The sequence below is a fragment of the Pseudonocardia autotrophica genome (assembly GCF_003945385.1).
Classification (GTDB): domain Bacteria; phylum Actinomycetota; class Actinomycetes; order Mycobacteriales; family Pseudonocardiaceae; genus Pseudonocardia; species Pseudonocardia autotrophica.
In genome coordinates this window covers 5,033,003-5,051,249 of the sequence record NZ_AP018920.1, presented here as the reverse complement: position 1 = coordinate 5,051,249, position 18,247 = coordinate 5,033,003, and the positions used below count along the sequence as shown (strand labels likewise).

18 protein-coding genes are annotated in these 18,247 nt (G+C 73.6%); 15 read left to right on the top strand and 3 right to left on the bottom strand.

Features of this window, described 5'->3' with window-relative positions; genetic code table 11:
- Window positions 1-6: 6 nt before the first annotated feature.
- A complete protein-coding gene (locus tag Pdca_RS23565) occupies window positions 7-1,011 on the top strand; it encodes an amidohydrolase family protein (RefSeq protein ID WP_085913527.1) in 1,005 nt (334 codons plus the stop codon).
- Between the two features lie 35 nt (window positions 1,012-1,046).
- Here the strand turns inward: Pdca_RS23565 and Pdca_RS23560 are convergent, their stop codons facing one another.
- Window positions 1,047-1,862 carry an IclR family transcriptional regulator gene (locus Pdca_RS23560; RefSeq protein ID WP_085913526.1) on the bottom strand — a complete coding sequence of 272 codons (816 nt, stop codon included), beginning with the start codon at window positions 1,860-1,862 and terminating at the stop codon, window positions 1,047-1,049.
- A 393-nt stretch (window positions 1,863-2,255) separates the two neighbouring features.
- Between Pdca_RS23560 and Pdca_RS23555 the strand changes: the two genes are divergently transcribed.
- The 13 genes from Pdca_RS23555 to Pdca_RS23495 all read left to right on the top strand — a co-directional run bounded on the left by Pdca_RS23555 (window position 2,256) and on the right by Pdca_RS23495 (window position 15,319).
- Complete coding sequence (locus Pdca_RS23555; protein ID WP_232021154.1) at window positions 2,256-3,872, top strand: ABC transporter substrate-binding protein; 1,617 nt, start codon at window positions 2,256-2,258, stop codon at window positions 3,870-3,872.
- Window positions 3,869-4,885, top strand: a complete 1,017-nt coding sequence (locus Pdca_RS23550) for an ABC transporter permease (protein WP_232021152.1) — start codon at window positions 3,869-3,871, stop codon at window positions 4,883-4,885. Before Pdca_RS23555 ends, Pdca_RS23550 begins: the two co-directional genes overlap by 4 nt.
- A complete protein-coding gene (locus tag Pdca_RS23545; RefSeq protein WP_085913524.1) occupies window positions 4,872-5,747 on the top strand; it encodes an ABC transporter permease in 876 nt (291 codons plus the stop codon). The genes Pdca_RS23550 and Pdca_RS23545 overlap by 14 nt, the downstream gene beginning before the upstream one ends.
- Window positions 5,744-6,793 carry an ABC transporter ATP-binding protein gene (locus tag Pdca_RS23540; RefSeq protein WP_085913523.1) on the top strand — a complete coding sequence of 350 codons (1,050 nt, stop codon included), beginning with the start codon at window positions 5,744-5,746 and terminating at the stop codon, window positions 6,791-6,793. Before Pdca_RS23545 ends, Pdca_RS23540 begins: the two co-directional genes overlap by 4 nt.
- Window positions 6,790-7,845, top strand: a complete 1,056-nt coding sequence (locus tag Pdca_RS23535; protein ID WP_085913522.1) for an ABC transporter ATP-binding protein — start codon at window positions 6,790-6,792, stop codon at window positions 7,843-7,845. Before Pdca_RS23540 ends, Pdca_RS23535 begins: the two co-directional genes overlap by 4 nt.
- Window positions 7,842-8,087: a hypothetical protein gene (locus Pdca_RS23530; RefSeq protein WP_085913521.1), complete on the top strand. Its 246-nt coding sequence runs from the start codon at window positions 7,842-7,844 to the stop codon at window positions 8,085-8,087. Before Pdca_RS23535 ends, Pdca_RS23530 begins: the two co-directional genes overlap by 4 nt.
- A 15-nt stretch (window positions 8,088-8,102) precedes the next feature.
- Window positions 8,103-9,620 (top strand): sensor histidine kinase, encoded by a 1,518-nt coding sequence (locus Pdca_RS23525; RefSeq protein ID WP_085913520.1) that lies wholly within the window; start codon window positions 8,103-8,105, stop codon window positions 9,618-9,620.
- Between the two features lies 1 nt (window position 9,621).
- The gene (locus Pdca_RS23520; protein WP_085913519.1) at window positions 9,622-10,572 is read left to right on the top strand and encodes a LysR family transcriptional regulator; all 951 of its coding nucleotides are present in this window, start codon (window positions 9,622-9,624) and stop codon (window positions 10,570-10,572) included.
- Window positions 10,573-10,641: 69 nt separating this feature from the next.
- Window positions 10,642-11,136, top strand: a complete 495-nt coding sequence (locus Pdca_RS23515; RefSeq protein ID WP_085913518.1) for a Rieske (2Fe-2S) protein — start codon at window positions 10,642-10,644, stop codon at window positions 11,134-11,136.
- Window positions 11,133-12,236, top strand: a complete 1,104-nt coding sequence (locus Pdca_RS23510; protein WP_085913517.1) for an amidohydrolase family protein — start codon at window positions 11,133-11,135, stop codon at window positions 12,234-12,236. Before Pdca_RS23515 ends, Pdca_RS23510 begins: the two co-directional genes overlap by 4 nt.
- Window positions 12,233-13,273 carry an amidohydrolase family protein gene (locus tag Pdca_RS23505; protein ID WP_085913516.1) on the top strand — a complete coding sequence of 347 codons (1,041 nt, stop codon included), beginning with the start codon at window positions 12,233-12,235 and terminating at the stop codon, window positions 13,271-13,273. The genes Pdca_RS23510 and Pdca_RS23505 overlap by 4 nt, the downstream gene beginning before the upstream one ends.
- On the top strand, window positions 13,270-14,157 hold the full coding sequence (locus Pdca_RS23500) for an alpha/beta fold hydrolase (RefSeq protein WP_232021150.1): 888 nt from the start codon (window positions 13,270-13,272) through the stop codon (window positions 14,155-14,157). Before Pdca_RS23505 ends, Pdca_RS23500 begins: the two co-directional genes overlap by 4 nt.
- 109 nt (window positions 14,158-14,266) lie before the next feature.
- Entirely contained in the window at window positions 14,267-15,319 is a 1,053-nt protein-coding gene (locus Pdca_RS23495) for an ABC transporter substrate-binding protein (protein ID WP_085913515.1), read from the top strand.
- A gap of 255 nt (window positions 15,320-15,574) precedes the next feature.
- Here the strand turns inward: Pdca_RS23495 and Pdca_RS23490 are convergent, their stop codons facing one another.
- Window positions 15,575-16,168 carry a hypothetical protein gene (locus tag Pdca_RS23490; RefSeq protein WP_085913514.1) on the bottom strand — a complete coding sequence of 198 codons (594 nt, stop codon included), beginning with the start codon at window positions 16,166-16,168 and terminating at the stop codon, window positions 15,575-15,577.
- Window positions 16,169-16,318: 150 nt separating this feature from the next.
- On the opposite strand from Pdca_RS23490, the gene Pdca_RS23485 reads away from it, so the two are divergent.
- The gene (locus Pdca_RS23485; RefSeq protein WP_232021148.1) at window positions 16,319-17,584 is read left to right on the top strand and encodes a methyltransferase domain-containing protein; all 1,266 of its coding nucleotides are present in this window, start codon (window positions 16,319-16,321) and stop codon (window positions 17,582-17,584) included.
- Between the two features lie 99 nt (window positions 17,585-17,683).
- On the opposite strand, the gene Pdca_RS23480 is transcribed toward Pdca_RS23485, so the two are convergent.
- The gene (locus Pdca_RS23480; protein ID WP_085913512.1) at window positions 17,684-18,118 is read right to left on the bottom strand and encodes a nitroreductase family deazaflavin-dependent oxidoreductase; all 435 of its coding nucleotides are present in this window, start codon (window positions 18,116-18,118) and stop codon (window positions 17,684-17,686) included.
- Window positions 18,119-18,247 lie beyond the last annotated feature (129 nt).

Below are 18,247 nucleotides of genomic sequence, written 5' to 3'. Positions count from 1 at the left end.
GTCGCCGTGCTGATCGACGCACACGCCCACCTGCTGCCCCACGACTACCCCGACGACGGCCCCGATTGCTTCCCGCGGATGGAGGCGATCGACGGCACCGACGCCCGGCTGCTGGTGTTCGGGTCGGTGCGGTTCACCGCGAAGGCCGCGTTCTTCGATGCCGAACGGCGGATCGAGGCCCAGGACGCGTCCGGTGTGGACGCCGAGGTGATCACCCCGATGCCGCCGCTGCTGCGCTACGACCTCGCGGTCGCCGACGGGCTGTCGCTGGCCCGGCACGTCAACGAGTTCACCGCGACGCTGAGCGCGGCCGCACCGGGCAGGCTCTACGGCTTCGGCATCGTCCCGATGCAGGACCCGGACACCGCGACCGCCGAGCTGAAGCAGATCCGCGACGCCGGCCTGCACGGCGTCGAGATCGCCTCCGCGGTGCTCGGCAGGCCGATCGGGGACGAGCGGTTCCGGCCGTTCTTCGCCGAGGCGGAGCGGCTCGGGCTACCGGTGTTCGTGCACGCCATGCCCGTCCCGACCGATCAGCTCCCGGCCTCGGCGATGGGCACCCATGTGGTCGGCCTGCAGGGCGCGACCGCCGCCGCGTCGATGATCACCGGCGGGACCGCGGCCGAGTGCCCGGACCTGCGGCTGTCGTTCAGCCACGCGGCCGGCGGCTTCCCGCTCGTCCTGCCGCGGGCGCAGTACTTCTGGAGCGGCACCTGGAACGAGGAGCCCGCGGTACCCGAGCGCGCGTTCGCGCACGACGACGGACCGTCGCCGACGGAGCTCGCCCGGCGCTTCTACTACGACACGATGGTCTTCGACCACCGCGCCCTGCGCTACCTCGTCGATCTGCTCGGCCACGACCGGTTGCTGGCGGGCTCGGACTTCCCGGCGATGCCGCGCGAGGAGCCCTGCGGCCGCACCCTGCGGTCGTTGGACCTGTCCCCGGCCGAGCTGGACGACATCCTGTGGCACAACACCTTCCGCTGGCTCGGGATCGACCCGCCTGCCTGATCCCTGATCGCCGCCCGGCCCGAGGGCCGGGCGGCTCAGAGTTCGGTGACCGGGCTCGGGCCCAGGGTCCGGGAGATCGCCCGGGACGCCTGTGTCAGCACCCCTGCCAGCTCCCGGGTCCGCTCGTCGGTCGCCTCCACGACCACGCTGACGGCTGCGGCGACGCGTCCGCCGGCGTCGAGCACCGGCACCGCGACCACCATGTCGGGCACCGTGATCTGCCCGCGTGCCACCGCCACCCCGGTCTGCCGGATCGAGGCCAGGGTGCGGCGCAGCTCGTCCGGGTCGATCACGGTCATCGGGCTGAAGCGCTCCAGCGGCGAGCTCAGCACCTGCTCCTGGAACTCCGGTTCGGCGTGCGCGAGCAGGACCAGCCCGGTGCCGGTGGCGTGCATCGGCCAGCGGTCGCCGACCCGGCTGTTCACCGGATTGCGGACCCGGGCCCGGATCGCCTCGACGTAGACCACGCCGGTGCCGTCCCGCACGCCCAGATGGACGTTGCCGCGGGTGGCCCGGTGCAGGTCCTCCAGGTGTGGGTAGGCGGCCTCACGCAGGCCGAGGCCGCGCGGTGCCAGTGCCGACAGCTCCAGCAGTCGTAGCCCGACCGAGTAGCGGCCCTCGCCGTCGCGTTCCAGCGCGCCCCAGGCCATCAACTCGTGCACCAGCCGGTGCGCGGTCGACAGGCTGAGCCCGCCGCGGCGCGCGATGTCGCTGAGCGTGAGCGACCGGTGCCGGGGCCCGAAGGCGTCGAGTACCGCCAGCATCCGGCCCGCGGCCGTGACCCGCCGGCCGGCGTCGCCGGGATCCGGTTCGGGTGCCCATCCGGGGCCGCGCTCCGCCGTCACCGTCATCGTGCGGCCCTCGCGCCCGTCGTCCTGCAGGGTTCCACCACGCCCGACCCCCTCGTCCAGCGTTCCACGTCGTGCGGCGACCGGAGCCGCCGCCCGACCAGTCTCCGCAGGCCATGCGCTGCGTCACAAGGGCCCCACGAACGAACGGGTCGGATGGGACAGGCCCGGCTACGTCATTCGTCGTGTCCGGGGACGGCGTGCCGCCAAGTTGTCTTCCGCCGGGCGAAAGCGCCCTCCACCGCGACGGTGACGCTGCCCGACGCTGGTCGACGTCACAGTGAGCCTGGTCACGCCCGCCGGCGGCCCCGATCGCCCGGTGCCCGGGTCCCACCACCGACCGGACGCCCCGCCGACGCGTGGGCGGGCCGGTCCCGAACCGAACGGGAGTGCCCCGTGAGACGACGGATGCACCTGCCGGCCCTGCTGCTGGCCACGGCCATGGTCATGGCCGGCTGCGGAGGTGGGGCGGCCACGACCGCGGGCGACGGCCCCGCGGAGCCGTCCGGTCCGCCCCAGCAGGGCGGTGAGCTGACCGTGCTGGAGGATGCCGCGTTCGCCGGCGGCTGGCCGACCGGCCTTGACCCGGCCACCAACACCACCGGCGGCGCGAACGTGCCGCAGATGAGCGCGATCTACGGCGGGTTGTTCCGGCTCGTCGCCGACGACGACGGCACGAACGCCCGGGTGGAGCCGCACCAGGCGGAGAGCAGCTCCATCGAGAACGACGGCCGCACGATCCGGATCACGCTGCGCGAGGGGCTCCGGTTCACCGACGGCACGGCGTTCGACGCCGAGGCGGTCGCCACCAACTTCCGCCGGGCCGTCGACTCGCCCTGCACCTGCTCGCCGAACTGGCCGCTGGCCGATGGCGGCATCACCACCGACGGGCCGCTCACCGTCGTCCTGGAGTTCACCCGGCCCTACGCCGCGGTGATCAACGCGATTCCGGTGACGAACGTGAACTGGATCGCCTCGCCCACCGCGCTGGCGGAGAAGGGGGAGGACGCCTTCGCGATCGAGCCGGTCGGCGCCGGTCCCTTCACCGTGGTGTCGAACCAGCTCAGCTCCGAGCTGGTGCTGGAGCGCAACCCGGACTACTTCAAGGACGGGCTGCCCTACCTGGACCGGCTGACCTTCCAGTCGATCGGCGGTGACCAGCCCGCCTACCAGGCGCTGCTGGCCGGGCAGGCACAGGCGTACGAGGGACTGACCACGACCCCGCTGCTGGAGCAGGCGCAGTCGCAGGGGCAGCTCAGCGTGGCGGTACAGCCCGCGACCTCGCCCTACGTCGTCCAGCTCAACACCGAGGCCGCGCCGTTCGACGACCCGCGGGCCCGGGAGGCGATCTACGCCGCCACCGACTTCGACGCGATCGCGCAGGGCCTGTTCGGCGGCCAGTACCCGGTCAGCCAGAGCTTCACCGGGCCGGGCGGGCTGTTCCACACCGAGGAGATCCCCGGCTACACCGGCCACGACCCGGAGCGGGCGCGGCAGCTCGTCACCGAGCTCGGCGGGCTGGAGGTCGATCTCGGGACGCTCGGCGCCTACGTCGCCGAGCAGGTCATGACCGCGCTGCAGACGCAGTGGCAGGAGGCGGGCATCACTGTCCGGACCGAGACCTACGAGCTGTCCACCCTGATCCAGGAGTTCAACGGGGGCAGCTGGCACGCGATGCTGCAGACCGCCGGATCGTGGGACCCGGCGGCCGGTGTCGGCGTCAACTTCCGGTTCGACTCGAACAGCCCCTTCTCCGGGGTCACCGATCCCGAGCTGGACGCGCTGTTCGACGAGGCAGCGGCAACGGTCGACCCGGCGGAGCGCCAGGAGCTCTACGACCGGGCCGGCGAGATGATCGCCGAGAACCACTACGCCCCGTTCGGTCTCGCGTTCGCCCCGGCGAACCTCGCGGTCCCGGGGGTGTACGGACCCGGACTGACCACCCAGATCCCGCCGATCGTCGTCAACACCGGCGTGCACTGGGACGAGGTCTGGCGGGAGCCGCAGCAGTGACGGCGGGCGCACCGGTCCGCGACCGTTCCGGCGGCCTCACGACGCTGCTCGGATCACCGGCGCTGCGGATGGTCGGCAAGCGGACGCTGATGGCGGTCCCGATCGTGCTCGGGGCCAGCATCCTGACCTTCTGGGTGCTCAGCCTGATCCCGGGCGGGGCCGCGCAGCAGCTGCTCGGGCCGGAGGCGACCGCCGAGCAGATCGCCGCGCTGGAGCAGCGGCTCGGGCTCGACCGGTCCGGACCGGTGCGCTACCTGCAGTGGCTCGGCGGCGCCGTGACCGGCGACCTCGGCAACTCGGTGATCAGCGGCCAGCCGGTCACCCCGGTGCTGGCGGAGCGGCTGGCCGTCACCGGGCAGCTGGTCGGGATGGCGTTCGTGCTGTCGCTGGGGCTGGCGATCCCGGTCGCGCTGCTGGCGGCCTACCGGCCGAACCGCCTGTTCGACCGGCTCAGCATGCTGGTCAGCATCACCGGGCTGTCGGTCGCGAACTACGTGCTGGCGCTGCTGCTGGTGCTGCTGTTCGCGGTGCAGCTCTCGATGTTCCCGGCGATCGGCTTCGTGCCGCTCTCGGAGAGCGTGACCGGCAACCTGCACTCGCTGGCGTTGCCGGCGGTGGCGATCGCGTTCCCGCTGTTCTGCTTCTACACCCGGTTCCTGCGCGGGGACCTGGTGGATCAGTTACAGGGCGAGGACTACATCATCACGGCCCGGGCCAAGGGCGTCGGGCCGTGGCGGGTGCTGGTGCGGCACGCCTTCCGGAACTCCTCGTTCGGGCTGATCACCGTGGTCGGGCTGAACCTGGGCACGCTGATCGGCGCGACCGTGATCATCGAGCAGATCTTCGCGCTGCCCGGTCTCGGGCAGCTGCTGCTGCAGGCGATCAACACCCGGGACTTCGTGGTGGTGCAGGCGTGCGTCGTGGTGTTCGCCGTGATCGCCGTGCTGGCCAATCTGCTCGCCGACCTGCTCTACGCCGTGCTCGACCCGAGGATCCGCTATGGCAGTCGCTGAGCCCGTCACCTCCGGAACCCCTGTCACCCCTGCCTCACCACCGGGGCGGCGCAGCCTGCTCCGGACCCCGGCGATCGTGCTGCCCGGTGGGCTGCTCGCACTGATCACCGCGGCCTGCTTCGTCGCCCCGGTGGTGCTGCCGCTGCCACCCCCGATCGGCGGGAGCGTGCTGTCGAGCTACCTCCCGGCGTTCTCGCCGGGACATCTGCTCGGGACCGACCCGAACGGCAACGACATCTTCTCCCGGGTGCTGCACGGCGGGCGCTCGTCGCTGATCGTCGCGGTCTCGGTGAACCTGCTCGGGCTGCTCGTGGGCGGCACCCTCGGGGCGGTGTCCGGCTTCCTCGGCGGCATCGTCGACACCCTCATCATGCGGGTGCTCGACGTGCTGATCGCGTTCCCGTCGCTGGTGCTGACCCTGGCGGTGGCGCAGAGCCTCGGCCCGAGCCGGACGAACACCATCCTCGCGCTGGCGTTCTTCAGCGTGCCGGCGTTCGCCCGGATCGCCAGGGCCGCCACCCTGCGGCTGCGCGAGCAGCCGTTCATGGCGGCCGCCGAGCTGTGCGGCACGCCCGGCCACCGGACGCTGCTGCGGCACGTCGCGCCGAACATCGCACCCCAGCTGATCACCTTCGGGATGCTCGGCATGGGCATCGTGATGGTGATCGAGGGAGCGCTGTCGTTCCTCGGTCTCGGTATCCCGCCACCCGCACCGAGCTGGGGGAACATGATCGCCCAGGGCCAGCAGAGCCTGTCCGCGACGCCGATGCTGGTCGTCTGGCCGTGCCTGGTGCTCTTCGTGACCGTCCTGACCTTCAACCTGCTCGGCGAGACCCTGCGCGCACGATGGAGCGGCCGATGAGCATCTCCGGTACCGACACCGCCCCGGCCCGCACCGGCCCGGCGCCGGCCCCCGATCCGCTGCTCGTGGTGCGCGATCTGCGGGTCCGGTTCACCCGGGACGGCGTTCCGGTGCACGCGGTCAACGGGCTGTCCTACAGCGTCGCCCCCGGACGGACGCTGGCGGTGATCGGCGAGTCCGGGTCCGGCAAGAGCGTGAGCTCCCGGGCGCTGCTCGGGTTGCTGCCCGAGTCCGCCCGGATCACCGGCTCGGCGACGTTCGACGGCACCGAGCTGATCGGGATGCCGGAGCGCGAGATGCGCGGGCGGCGCGGCTCGGACATCGCGATGGTCTTCCAGGACCCGGCCCGCTCGCTCAATCCGACGATGCGAATCGGCAACCAGATCACCGAGGCCGTCCGGGTGCACGCCGACGTCGACGCCCGGGTCGCCCGGGAGCGCGCCGTCGAGCTGCTCACGCTGGTCCGGCTGCCGGCACCGGAGCGGCGCTTCTTCGAGTACCCGCACCAGCTCTCCGGCGGGATGCGGCAGCGGGTGATGATCGCGATCGCGCTCGCCGGGCAGCCCCGGCTGCTGATCGCCGACGAGGCGACGACCGCGCTCGACGTGACCACCCAGGCCCAGATCATGGAGCTGCTGGCCGAGCTGCAGCAGCGGCTCGGCACCGCCGTCGTCATGATCAGCCACGATCTCGGGCTGGCCGCCAGCTACGCCGACGACGTGCTGGTCATGTACGCGGGGCGGGCCGTCGAGTACGCGCCGGCGCCGACCCTGTTCGGTGCCGTCCGGATGCCGTACACCGCGGCGCTGCTCGGCGCGATCCCGCTGCTCGACCGGCCGTCCCACACCCTGCTGCCGGTGATCCCCGGCCAGCCGCCGGACCTGCGGGCGCTGCCCGAGGGCTGCCCGTTCCGCCCGCGGTGCGCCTCGTCCGACGATCAGTGCCTGACCGAGCCACCGCTGACCGAACACGAACCCGGGCACCGCTGGGCCTGCTGGCATCCCGAACCCGGCCCGGGCACCGACCGCGAGGAGGACCGGCGATGACGGTCACCGACCATCGGGGGACCGGCACGCGGACCGCGCCGCCCGCCCCGCTGCTGGCCGCCCGCGACGTCGTCCAGGAGTTCCCGGTCCGGGCCGCGGGCGGGGTGAAGGGCGGCGTGGTGCACGCCGTCTCGAACGTCTCGCTGGAGGTCTACCCGGGGGAGACGCTGGGGGTGGTCGGCGAGACCGGCTCGGGCAAGTCCACGCTGGCCCGCTCGCTGATCCAGGCGCCGCGGCCGCAGTCCGGCGAGATCGAGTTCCAGGGCGTCGACCTGATGCGGCTGCGCCGGCGCGAGCTGGTGCGGGCCCGGCGCTCGCTGCAGATGGTCTATCAGGACCCGTTCGGCTCGCTGAACCCGCGCTGGCGGGTCGCCGAGCTGGTCGCCGAGCCGCTGGTCGGCTACCGGGAGGGCACCGCGTCGACGCGCGCCCGCCGGGTCGACGAGCTGCTGGACATGGTCGGGCTGGACCCGTCGCTGTACGGGCAGCGGCGCCCGCACGAGCTGTCCGGCGGGCAGTGCCAGCGGGTCGCGATCGCCCGGGCGATCGCACTGGACCCGGCGCTGCTGATCTGCGACGAGGCGGTGTCCTCGCTGGACGTGCTGATCCAGGCCCAGGTGCTGAACCTGTTCGAACGGCTGCGTTCCGAGCTCGGCCTGTCCTATCTGTTCATCGCGCACGACCTGGCGCTGGTCAAGCAGGTCAGCGACCGGGTCGCGGTGATGCACCTCGGGCAGCTCGCCGAGCTCGGCCCGGCGACCGCCCTCTACCGGGCGCCCCGGCATCCCTACACCGCGGCGCTGCTCGACTCGATCCCCGGCCTGGACCCGGCGACCGGGCGGGTGCGGCGGCCGAAGGCGCCCCCCGGCGAGCCGCCGTCGCCGCTGGACCCGCCCAGCGGCTGCCGCTACCGCACCCGTTGTCCGCGCGCGCAGCAGCGCTGCGCCGAGGAGGAGCCGGTGCTCCTCGAACTGGCACCGGGGCACCGGGCCGCCTGCCACTACCCGCTCGACCCACCCGGAAGCACCGACGACGAAGGGACCCGCACATGACGATCGACCACACCGCGCTGGAGGGCCTGCGCGCCGGTCTGGAGGCCGACGACTACTCGATGGAGGTGACCGAGGCCGGTGACCGGCTGGAGATCCGGATCAGCGCCGGACCGGACGCCTGCGCCGACTGTCTCGTCCCGAAGGACATGATGCGATCCGTGCTGCACTCGGCGCTCGGCGTGCCGGAGGAGCAGATTGATATCAACTACCCTGATGAAACGCTCGAACCGGGCGGCCGGTGACCGCATGATGGTGCGGTGCACGACGATGTGACGACCATTCCGGTTCCGGACCGGGACGAGCCCGGAGCGGCCGCGCTCGTCGCGGTGTGCGCGGACGGTCTCGTCCTGCTCGACGCCGACGGCCGGTTCCGCTCGCTGAACCCGGCCGCCGCCGCGCTGCTCGGACGCCCTGCCGAGGAACTCGTCGGCGTCCGGGCGCCGTTCGTTCCCGGCCCGGCCGGTCCGTCCGGGACCCGCACGGTGCGCTGGGCCGTGGCGGACGGGCTGTCCCGCGAGCTGCGCTACCGGGTGGCGCCGGACGGCACCGGTGGGCTGGCCGTGTGGTTCAGCGACGTCACCGACCGGCTGGCCCGGCAGGAGCGGCTGACCGCGATCGTCCGGGCCGCCGCCGGGGTCGCCGAGGCGGGTTCGCTGACCAGCACGCTGGACGCGATCGCCCGCGAGATCGTCGGCACCGCGCACATCGCGGCCGCGCAGATCCTGGCGGTCGACGATCCGGCGGCCGATCTGCAGGTGCTCGGGATGGCCGGGTTCGGGTCGGCACCCGACTTCGTCCGGCGGCTGCGGGCCTGCCGGGAGCGCGGCGCGGACATCCGGTTCCTGGACGCGCACGCGCGCGGCGAGGCGGTCGCCGTGCCGCACCGCCGGGCGGCGATCCTGTCGGACCCAGCGTGGGAGCCGCTGCACGAGATCATGAGCCGGCCGGACTGGGACGGCTTCGTCGCGATGCCGATGGTCGTCCGCGGCACCACCGTCGGCGTGATCAACGCCTACTACGAGCCGGACGAGGCGCCGGACCCGTCGTCGCTGGCGTTCCTGGAGGCGATGGCCGCACACGCCGCCGTCGCGGTGGACACCGCCCGGCTGGTCGCCCGCTCCCGTTCCGAGGCCCGCACCGCGGAGCGCCGCAAGCTGGCCCGGGACCTGCACGACTCGGTGGTGCAGCAGCTGTTCTCGATCCGGATGCAGGTCTCGGCGCTGCAGGGCCAGCTGGACCGCTCCGATCCGGACCCGACCCGGGTGCTGGGTGCGGCGACCGAGCTCTCCGAGATGTCCGCCGACGCATTGGACGACCTGCGGCTGCTGGTGCGCGAGATGCACCCGTCCGCACCACGCGGCGGCGACCTGGTGGAGGCCGTCCGCACGCACGCCTCCGAGGTGCAGTCCCGGACCGGCCTGCGGGTGGACGTGCTGGCCCCGGCGGACCCGCGGCTGGGCCCCGGTGTCGCCGACGACCTCTACCGGACCGTCCGGGAGGCGCTGCACAACGCCGTCAAGCACGCCGGGGCGGACACGGTGCGGGTGCGGATCGAACGCAGCAACGGCGACCTGGTGGTCGAGATAGCCGACGACGGGTCCGGGATCCGGCCGGCGGATCCGCTGACCGGCGTCCCCGGCGGCCTGGGGCTGGTGTCGATGCGCGAGCGCGCCGAACGCTGGGGCGGAACCTGCGCGGCGGGCCCGCGCCCGGACGGCGGCTGGACGGTCCGCACCGTGCTCCCGGTCGCCGGCCTGGACGAACAGGAGAGCTGAGGTGGCCCGTTCCGCCGCGGCCGCACTGGCCAATGTCGACCTGAACCTGCTGGTGATCCTGCGCGAGCTGCTGCGCGAGCAGAACGTCACCCGGGCCGCCGAGCGGGTCGGGGTGACCCAGCCCGCGGCGAGCGCGGCACTCGCCCGGCTGCGCAGGCACTTCGACGACGACCTGCTCGAACGCACCCGCGGCGGCTACGTGCTGTCCCCGCTGGGGCGCCGGCTCGCCGTGCAGGTCGAGCCGCTGTGCCTCGGGCTGGAGCGGCTGTTCGCGCCGGAGGAGCCGTTCCGGCCGGAGATCTCCGAGCACGAGTTCACGATCATGACCACCGACTACGTGCTGGCGGCGATGGGTGAGTCGCTCTCCCGCGCGGTGCACGATGCCGCACCCGGGGTGCGGCTGCACGTCCCGGTCGTGAAGGGCAGGCTGCCCACCGACCTGCCGGAGACGCTGCGCACGCTGGACGGGATCATCTCCGCGCCGAAGGCCGAGTTCAAGGCCGACGAGCTGCGCGGCCAGGAGCTGTTCCGGGACCGCTGGGTGTGTGTCGTCGACGCGGCGAACCCGGTGCGGGACCGGATGGAGCTGGGTGACCTGGAACGCCTGCCGTGGGTGATCCCGAACCATCCCGATCCGCAGTACCCGGCGAGCTCCCCGCTCGCCCCGCTGCTCGCGATGCTCGGCACCAGGCCGCGGGTGGCGGTGCGGGTCGACAGCTACGCGGCCACCCCGTGGTTCGTCGCCGGGACCGACCGGGTCGCGGTCATGCAGGGGCGGCTCGCCGCCGGCTTCGCGGACCGTTCCGATCTGCGGATCGTGGCCTGTCCGGGAGATCCGCCACCGATCGTCGAGGTCTTCTGGTGGCACCGGCTGCGCTCCGACGACGCCGCGCACTCCTGGCTGCGCGCGATGCTCGACACCGCGTCGCGATCGTTGCGCCCCGGCCCATAGACCCGGTGAATGCCCCGCATCCCAAGTCTTTCTTTCCGCCCGCCGTGACCTGCGACATAGCGTCGGGGCATGCGGATCGTGGTGGCCCGGGTGGAGGATTTCGCGCCCGGCGAACGAAAGATCGTCACCCGTGGACGGCGCTCGATCGGGGTCTTCCGGGTCGGTGATCGCTTCTACGCACTCAACAACCACTGCCCGCACCTGGGCGGCCCGCTGTGCCAGGGCCGCACCCAGGCGTGGGTCCGGTCGAGCACACCCGGGAGCTACCAGCGCGAAGACGAGCAGGCCCTGATCGCCTGCCCCTGGCACGGCTGGGAGTACGACCTGGCGACCGGCCAGTCGTTCCTCGGGCCGGGGGAGCCGCCGGCCCGGAGCTACGAGGTGAGCATCGAGCCGGGCGACGACTGCGCGGGTGAGCCCGCGCCCGGCGAGCGCCGGCCCGGCCCGTTCGTCGCCGAGACCTTCGACGTGACGGTGGAGCGGTTCGGTTCGGGCGACCACGTCGTCGTCGACACCACGCCGCGTTCCACCCGCACCGTCCCGAGCCAGGGGGAGAGCCAGTGACCACCGCACCCGAGGCGCCGGCGGCGCCGGTTCGCCGGCGTACCGGATTCACCATCGTCGACACCGACATCCACCCGGCCTGCCCGCCGGCCGAGCTGGTGCGACGGCTGGACCCGGCCGCCCGGCGCCGCTACGAGCTGTTCGGCAGCCGCGTCCCCGCCCCGCCGGACGTCTACCCGCGGGTGCGCAACTCCGGCTACCGGCTGGACGCCTGGCCGGAGGGTGCCTTCCCGGGCAGCGATCTGCAGCTCGTCCGCGATCAGCTGCTCGACGAGTTCGACATCGACCACGGCGTGCTCATCCCGCTGCAGTCGCACAGCTGGGGCGCCGAGACCCCGGAGTTCGCGGCGTCGCTGTGCCGGGCGCTCAACGACTGGGTCGCCGAGTGCTGGCTGGATCGCGAGCCGCGGCTGCGGTCGTCGATCGCGGTGTCGCTGGAGTCGCCGGAGCTGGCCGCGGAGGAGATCCGCAGGCGCTCGGGCGACCCGCGGTTCTGCCAGGTGCTGCTTGCCACCGGCGGCGAGTCCGGATTCGGCAGGCGCCGGTACTGGCCGATCTACGCCGCCGCCGCCGAGGCCGGTCTGCCGATCGCCGCGCACACCGGTGGGCTGGAGCAGCACCGCGGAGCCGGCTGGCCCTCGTTCTACCTCGAGGAACACGTCTGGAACGGCAACATGATGGGCTCGCTGGTCACCAGCCTGCTCTGCGAGGGGGTGCTCACCGAGTTCCCCGAGCTGCAGGTGGTCTGCGTGGAGGGCGGGCTGGCCTGGGCGGCACCGCTGATCTGGGCGCTGGACGACGGCTGGGCGGCGCTACGGGAGGACGTCCCGCACCTGGACCGGCTGCCGTCGGAGATCCTGCGCGAGCACCTGTGGTTCACCACGCAGCCGATCGAGGAGCCGCGCGATCCGGCCGATCTGGCCACCGTGATCCGGCATCTCGGCCTGGGTGAGCGGATCATGTTCGCCTCGGACTACCCGCACTGGGACTTCGACTCGCCGACAGCGGCGCCACGGCTGTTCCCGGCCGACCTGCGCGAGTCGATCATGGGATCGAACGCCTGCCGGCTCTACGACCTGCCCGAGCGGGTGGCGGCATGAGCGCCCCGGCGGTGGGAGTGGTGGCGGTCGACACCGATGTCCACTGTGTCCCGTCGAAACTGTCCGACGTGGTCGCGCACATGGACCCGTACTGGCGCGACTACACCACCGACGGCGGGGTGTCGCTGTCGCCGACCCAGGGCGGCGCCTACCCGCCCGCCATCGGCCCGGGCGGCCGGCCGCTGTCCGACGTCGGTGAGCTGGGTGAGCGCGTGCTCTCCCCGGACGGCACCGATATCGCGATCCTGACCTGCACCAGCACCTTCCAGACCAACCGCAACCCGTACTACGAGGCGGCGCTCTGCCGGGCGCTCAACGACTGGCTGCTGGAGCACTGGCAGGCCCGCGACCCGCGGCTGCGGGTGGCGATGGTCGTGCCGACCCTCGACGTCGACGCCGCGGTCGCCGAGATCCACCGGATCGGCTCCCGGCCGGAGGTCGTCACGGTGCTGCTGCCGGTCCGCAACGACACCCGCTGGGGCAACGTCTCGAACCGGCCGGTGCTGCGCGCCGCCGCCGAGCACGATCTCGTCGTCACCCTGCACGCGTGGGGCCGGGCCGGGCAGGCGCCGACGTCGAGCGGGATGACCCACAGCTACCTGGAGGACTACCTGGCCAACGGCCAGATCATCGCCCAGGGGCAACTGGTCAGCCTGGTCACCGAGGGCGTGTTCGCCGAGTTCCCCGGGCTCCGGGTCACCGTCGCCGAGTGCGGCTCGACCTGGCTGCCGACGCTGCTGTGGCGGTTCGACAAGGACTGGAAGGGCGTCTGGCGCGAGGTGCCGTGGGTGAACCGGCCGCCGTCGGAGATCGTCCGCGAGCACGTCCGGTTCACCACCGCGCCGATCCACCTGCCGTCCGACCCGGTGCAGGCCAGGGAGGCGATCGACCTGCTCGGCCCGGAGCTGCTGATGCACGCCGAGGACCACCCGCACGACCACGGTCCCGGCGCCGACCGGCTGGCGGCCGTACTGAACGGCGACGAGCTGGCCGCGGTGCGCGGCGCGACGGCCGCCGCCTGGTACCGGCTCGGGTGAGCGGGATCGGGCTGCCCGGTCGTCCGCAGGACGTCCGGACGCCGTCCGGCGGGACCGTGCGGGTCCGGCAGGCGGGCCAGGGGCCGCCGGTGCTGCTGCTGCACGGATGGCCGCAGACGTCGGTGATGTGGCACCGGGTCGCCCCCGGCCTGATCGACCGCCACACCGTGGTGCTCGCGGACCTGCCCGGCTACGGCGACAGCACGCTGCCGGCGGGCGCCGAGGTCGCGGTGTCCGGCAAGCGGACGATGGCCGCCGACCTGGTCGCGGTGATGGCCGCGCTCGGGCACGAGCGGTTCGCCGTCGTCGGGCACGACCGGGGTGCCCGCTGCGGGTACCGGATGGCGCTGGACCATCCCGGCACGGTGAGCGCGCTGGCGGTGCTCGACATCCTGCCGACGGCCGACGTGCTGGCCCGGGCCGGCGCCCGGTTCGCCAGGGGGGCGATCCACTGGTTCCTGCTGTCGCAGCCGACGGACCTGGCGGAGCGGCTGGTGGCCGCGGAGCCCGAGGCGATCCTCGGGCGCGGGCTGGCGGAGGTCTGCGATCCGGCGGCGCTCGACGCGTACGCGGCGGCGTGGGCGCGCCCGGAGGTGGTGCACGGGATGTGCCAGGACTACCGGGCCGGGTTCGACGTCGACGCCGCCGACGACGAGGCCGACCGCGGCCTGCGCACGATCAGCGCGCCGACACTCGTCCTGTGGGGACGGCGCGGCCCGCTCGGCCGGGAATCGGATGTGCTGCAGGACTGGCGGGTGTGGGCGCCGGAGGCCACCGGGCGGGCACTGGACGCCGGGCACCTGCTGGCCGAGGAGGCGCCCGGTGCGGTGCTGGCGGAGCTGGCCGCCTTCCTGCCCGCCACCAGCGAGTATCGACGCCATTGATGAGCGGCAGGCGGATCGTCTATTTCCGCTGCCCGGGCGCCCTTCCTAGCGTTGTGGCCGGGGAACCCGGGATCGCCACGGATCGCAACGACGCGAGGAGACGTGAGCCATGACCACCACATCCACCCGGAGCGCCCGGGGAGCCCGCCGCGTGGGCCGGACCTGCGCCGCGGTGCTGGCCGCCTGCGCGGTGCTGGCCGCCTGCGGCGGGAACGACGAGAGCGGCGGCGAGCCGGTCACCTTCCTCAACGTACTGCCGCTGGAGAGCCTCTCGTTCGCCCCGGAGATGATCGCCGACACCCGTGGCCTGTTCGAGGCGCGCGGGCTGGACGTCACGTTCGAGGCCACCCAGGGTTCCGCTCCCGCGATCCAGACCGTGCTCGCCGGCGGCGCGGAGCTGACCCGGATCGGCGACATCGAGACGATGATCGCCGCCGGTGAACGCAACGCCCCGCTGCTCGCGTTCGGCGAGCCGATCCACACCGGCACCATCCGGATGATCTCCACCGAGGCTGCCCCGATCACCCGGGCCGAGCAGTTCCGCGGACAGCTCGTCGGCACCCCGTCGGAGGGCGGGACCAGCTCGATCACCCTGGACCTGGTGGCGGGCTCCGCCGGGGTCGCGCCGGAGGAGGTGCCGCGCCAGGTCGTCGGGCTGAGCCCGGGCGTGTTCGATCTCCTGACCTCCGGCCGGGTCGACGCCTACATCGTGTCGCTGGACACCTCCGTGCTGCTCGACCGCACCCGCCCCGAGGCGGTCGTCTACGACCCGAACCAGGACGTCGACGCCGGCTCCCAGGTATACGTCACCTCCGCCGCGCAGATGGCCGACCCGCAGACCCGCGACCAGTTGGAGCGCTACGCCGCCGCCGTCGAGGAGGCGATGCAGTTCATCATCGACGACGAGGCGAACGGCTTCGCCGAGACGATGGAGCTGATCGGTTCCGAGTACGAGGTCCCCGCACTGGGTGATCCGGAGGTGGCGACGGCCGCGCTGTCCGCCTACGCCGACTCCTACACCGCCGGTGACACGCTGCTGGGGATCTCGCCGGAGCGTTGGCAGGCCGCCTACGACGAGATCGTCGGGATCGGGCAGCTCCCGCCCGGCCTCGACCCGGGCAGCTGGCTCGACACCAGCGTGACCGCGCCGCCGGCCGGCTGATCGCGCCGCCGGCTGATCGCTGCGTCCGCCGGCCGGCCGCAGCGTCCGGCCGTGACGGCGGGGTGTCCGAGATGCAGCTCAGCGGGCCGGTGACGGCCGGGAACCCGCCGGGCTGCATCTCGGCTGCGCTGTATCCCGTAGTGCCGCATCCGGTGGCGCTGCATCATCACGGCGGCACGGCGGCACGGCGGCACGGCGGCACGGCGGCACGGCGGCACGGCGTTGCGGCGGCTCGGTGGTGCGCTGCCGGCCCGGTCAGCAGGCGGCGGCCCGTGCGCGGGCCTCGGCGACCTCGGTGGCGGTGAGCAGCGGCAGCCAGGCCGCCTCACGGGTCGACCCGACCACGTTCTGCCGCACCCGCATCAGCGGCAACGGCTGCTCGTCGGGTACGACCCGCAGATAGGGGCGCGGGTCGGCGGCGCCGAGCGGGCTCCAGCCACGCAGCAGGACGACGTCGCCGGCAGCGATCCGGCTGCGGCGCAACACCTCGGTCCGGTCACGCTCGGAGTGCTCGGTGAGCGTCCCGCCGCCGGCGAGCACCACCCAGGCCGTGCAGCCCAGGTAGAAGCGCCGGTCCCGGCGGGGCTCGGTGGCGTGCCGGGTCACGAAGCCGACCTCGGTCGGTTCGAACGGCGATGCGAGATGGTGGGACTCGGCGAGCGCCGAGAGCCGCTGCGCGATCTGCGAGGTCACCGGGCGGTGCGCCGGGGCGAGACCGCTGATCCGTCCGTCTGCCGGGGCTTCGGCGCTCAGCGCGCGCAGGTCGTCGCGGCCGACGGTCCCGGTCAGCACGGCGTGCCGGCGACCGAACAGCGAGCCGGGAACCGGGTACGTCCAAGGACAGGTCATCGGTGCTCCTCGTCGAGCGGAACGGTGACGATGCCGAGCCTAGGAGCACCCTGCGGTGCAGGTGAGCCGCTGCTGACGGAGACCGGCTACGTCGTTCGTCGCGGTGGCGGGATTTGTCCTGCGGACGCAGTACCCGCAAGGATGCGCGGCATGCGGACGGCCGAACACGCCCGGACCCGGCTGGTGGCCGACCTGGAGCGGGACGGCCGGGTACACAGCCCGCGGATCCGGGCCGCGCTACAGGAGGTGCCCCGGCACCTGTTCCTGCCGGGCAGCGACCCGATCGACGCCTACGCCGACGAGGCCGTCCCGATCAAGACGGCCGACGGCGTCACGGTCAGCTCGGTGTCCCAGCCGTCGATGGTGGCGATCATGCTGGAGCAGCTCGACGCGGCACCCGGCCACCGGGTGCTGGAGATCGGCGCCGGCGCGGGATGGAACGCCGGGCTGCTCGCCCACATCGTCGGCTGCCGCGGCGCGGTGACCACGGTCGACATCGACGACGACCTCGTCGAGGGTGCGCGGGCCAACCTGCTCGCCGCCGGGCTCGACGAGGTCGAGGTGATCACCGCGGACGGGGCGGCCGGCTACCCGTCGTCGGCGCCCTACGACCGGATCGAGCTGACCGTCGGCTCCACCGGCATCCGCCCGGAATGGGTGCTCCAGCTGACCCCGACCGGACGGCTGCTGCTCCCGCTCACCGTGCGCGGCAGCCAGCTGTCGGTGGCCTTCGCGCGGACGACGCCGCACCGGCTCGCCTCGGTGTCGGTCCGCAGCTGCGCGTTCGTCCGGCTCCGCGGCGCCGGTGCGGACCCGGGCGCGGACACCGTGCTGCCCGGATCGGGATGGTCGGTGCAGCACTCCGGCAACGGCGCACCGGACCCTGATCCCGGGCTGCTCGAACGGGCGCTGCACGACCGCGGGACGGACCGCCCGTCACCCGCGCCGGGCTCGGTGTCGGATCTGTGGGACGGCCTCGGCCTGTGGTGCGCGCTCGCCGATCCCGCCGTCGTCCGGCTGCTCGGACCGTCCCGCGGGCGGCTCGCCGATGCGCTGTTCCCGCTGGCCGGGGGCCGGGCCGGGCTCGGCATCACCACCGACGACGGCTGCGCGCTGCTGCTCGCCGAGCCCGCCGCGACGCTCCGCTCGTTCGGTCCCGGCGGCGCCGCCGCCGCGGACCGGCTCGCCGAGCTGGCCGACCGCTGGATCGCGGCCGGTCGGCCGCACGCCGCGGACCTGCGGATCGACGCGGTCGTCCCGGGGCCCGACGACGGCCGATCACCGGCCGGGGAACCGCTCGCCGACTCGGCGGGGACCCTGCTCTACCCGAGCTGGGGGCCGCGCCCCGACGAGCGCACCCCGCCCGGGCGGGGCCGGTCCTCCGGGGACACACCGTCCGGTGGGGCCACGACCTGATCACCCGCCGCGTCGCATCCGCGCCGGCGCAGCCCGCTCCCGGTCCCGCTCCCGGGCCCGCTCCTGCTTCCGGTCCCGGTCCACGCGGAACCGGGCCGGTCAGGTCTTCGGCTCGAGGTGCACCAGCGGGATCTCCCGCTCGGTGCTGCGCTGGTACCCGGCGTAGTTGCGGTACTCCCCGGCGATCCGGGGCCAGAGCTCGGCCCGCTCGTCGGTGGAGGCGATCCGGGCCCGCATCGGCACCCGGTCCCCGCCCTGCACCGCGACCTGCACCTCGGGGTTCGCCCGCAGGTTCAGGAACCAGGCCGGGTGCTTGTCGTCGCCGCCGCGGGAGGCGACGACGACGTAGCGCCCGTCGCCGTGGACGGGCGCGGTCAGCAGCACGGTGCGCGGCTCTCCGCTCTTGCGCCCGGTGGTGGTGAGCTCCACGACGGGCATGCCCATCGCCGAGTGACCGATCTTGCCACCGGTGAGCTTGATCAGCAGTCGATGACCGGCGTTCATCGCCTTCAGGGCGAAATCCGGAGGATTCATGGCCTCGACCCTACTCACGGGTAGTCCCGATCGGGTCGAGCGGCGGGCGCTCGGTGCGCACCCCGGCCCTGTCCGGCCGGGCCCGCCGCAGACGAGCCGCACGGTCTGCGTCGGAGCACGCCTCGCCCG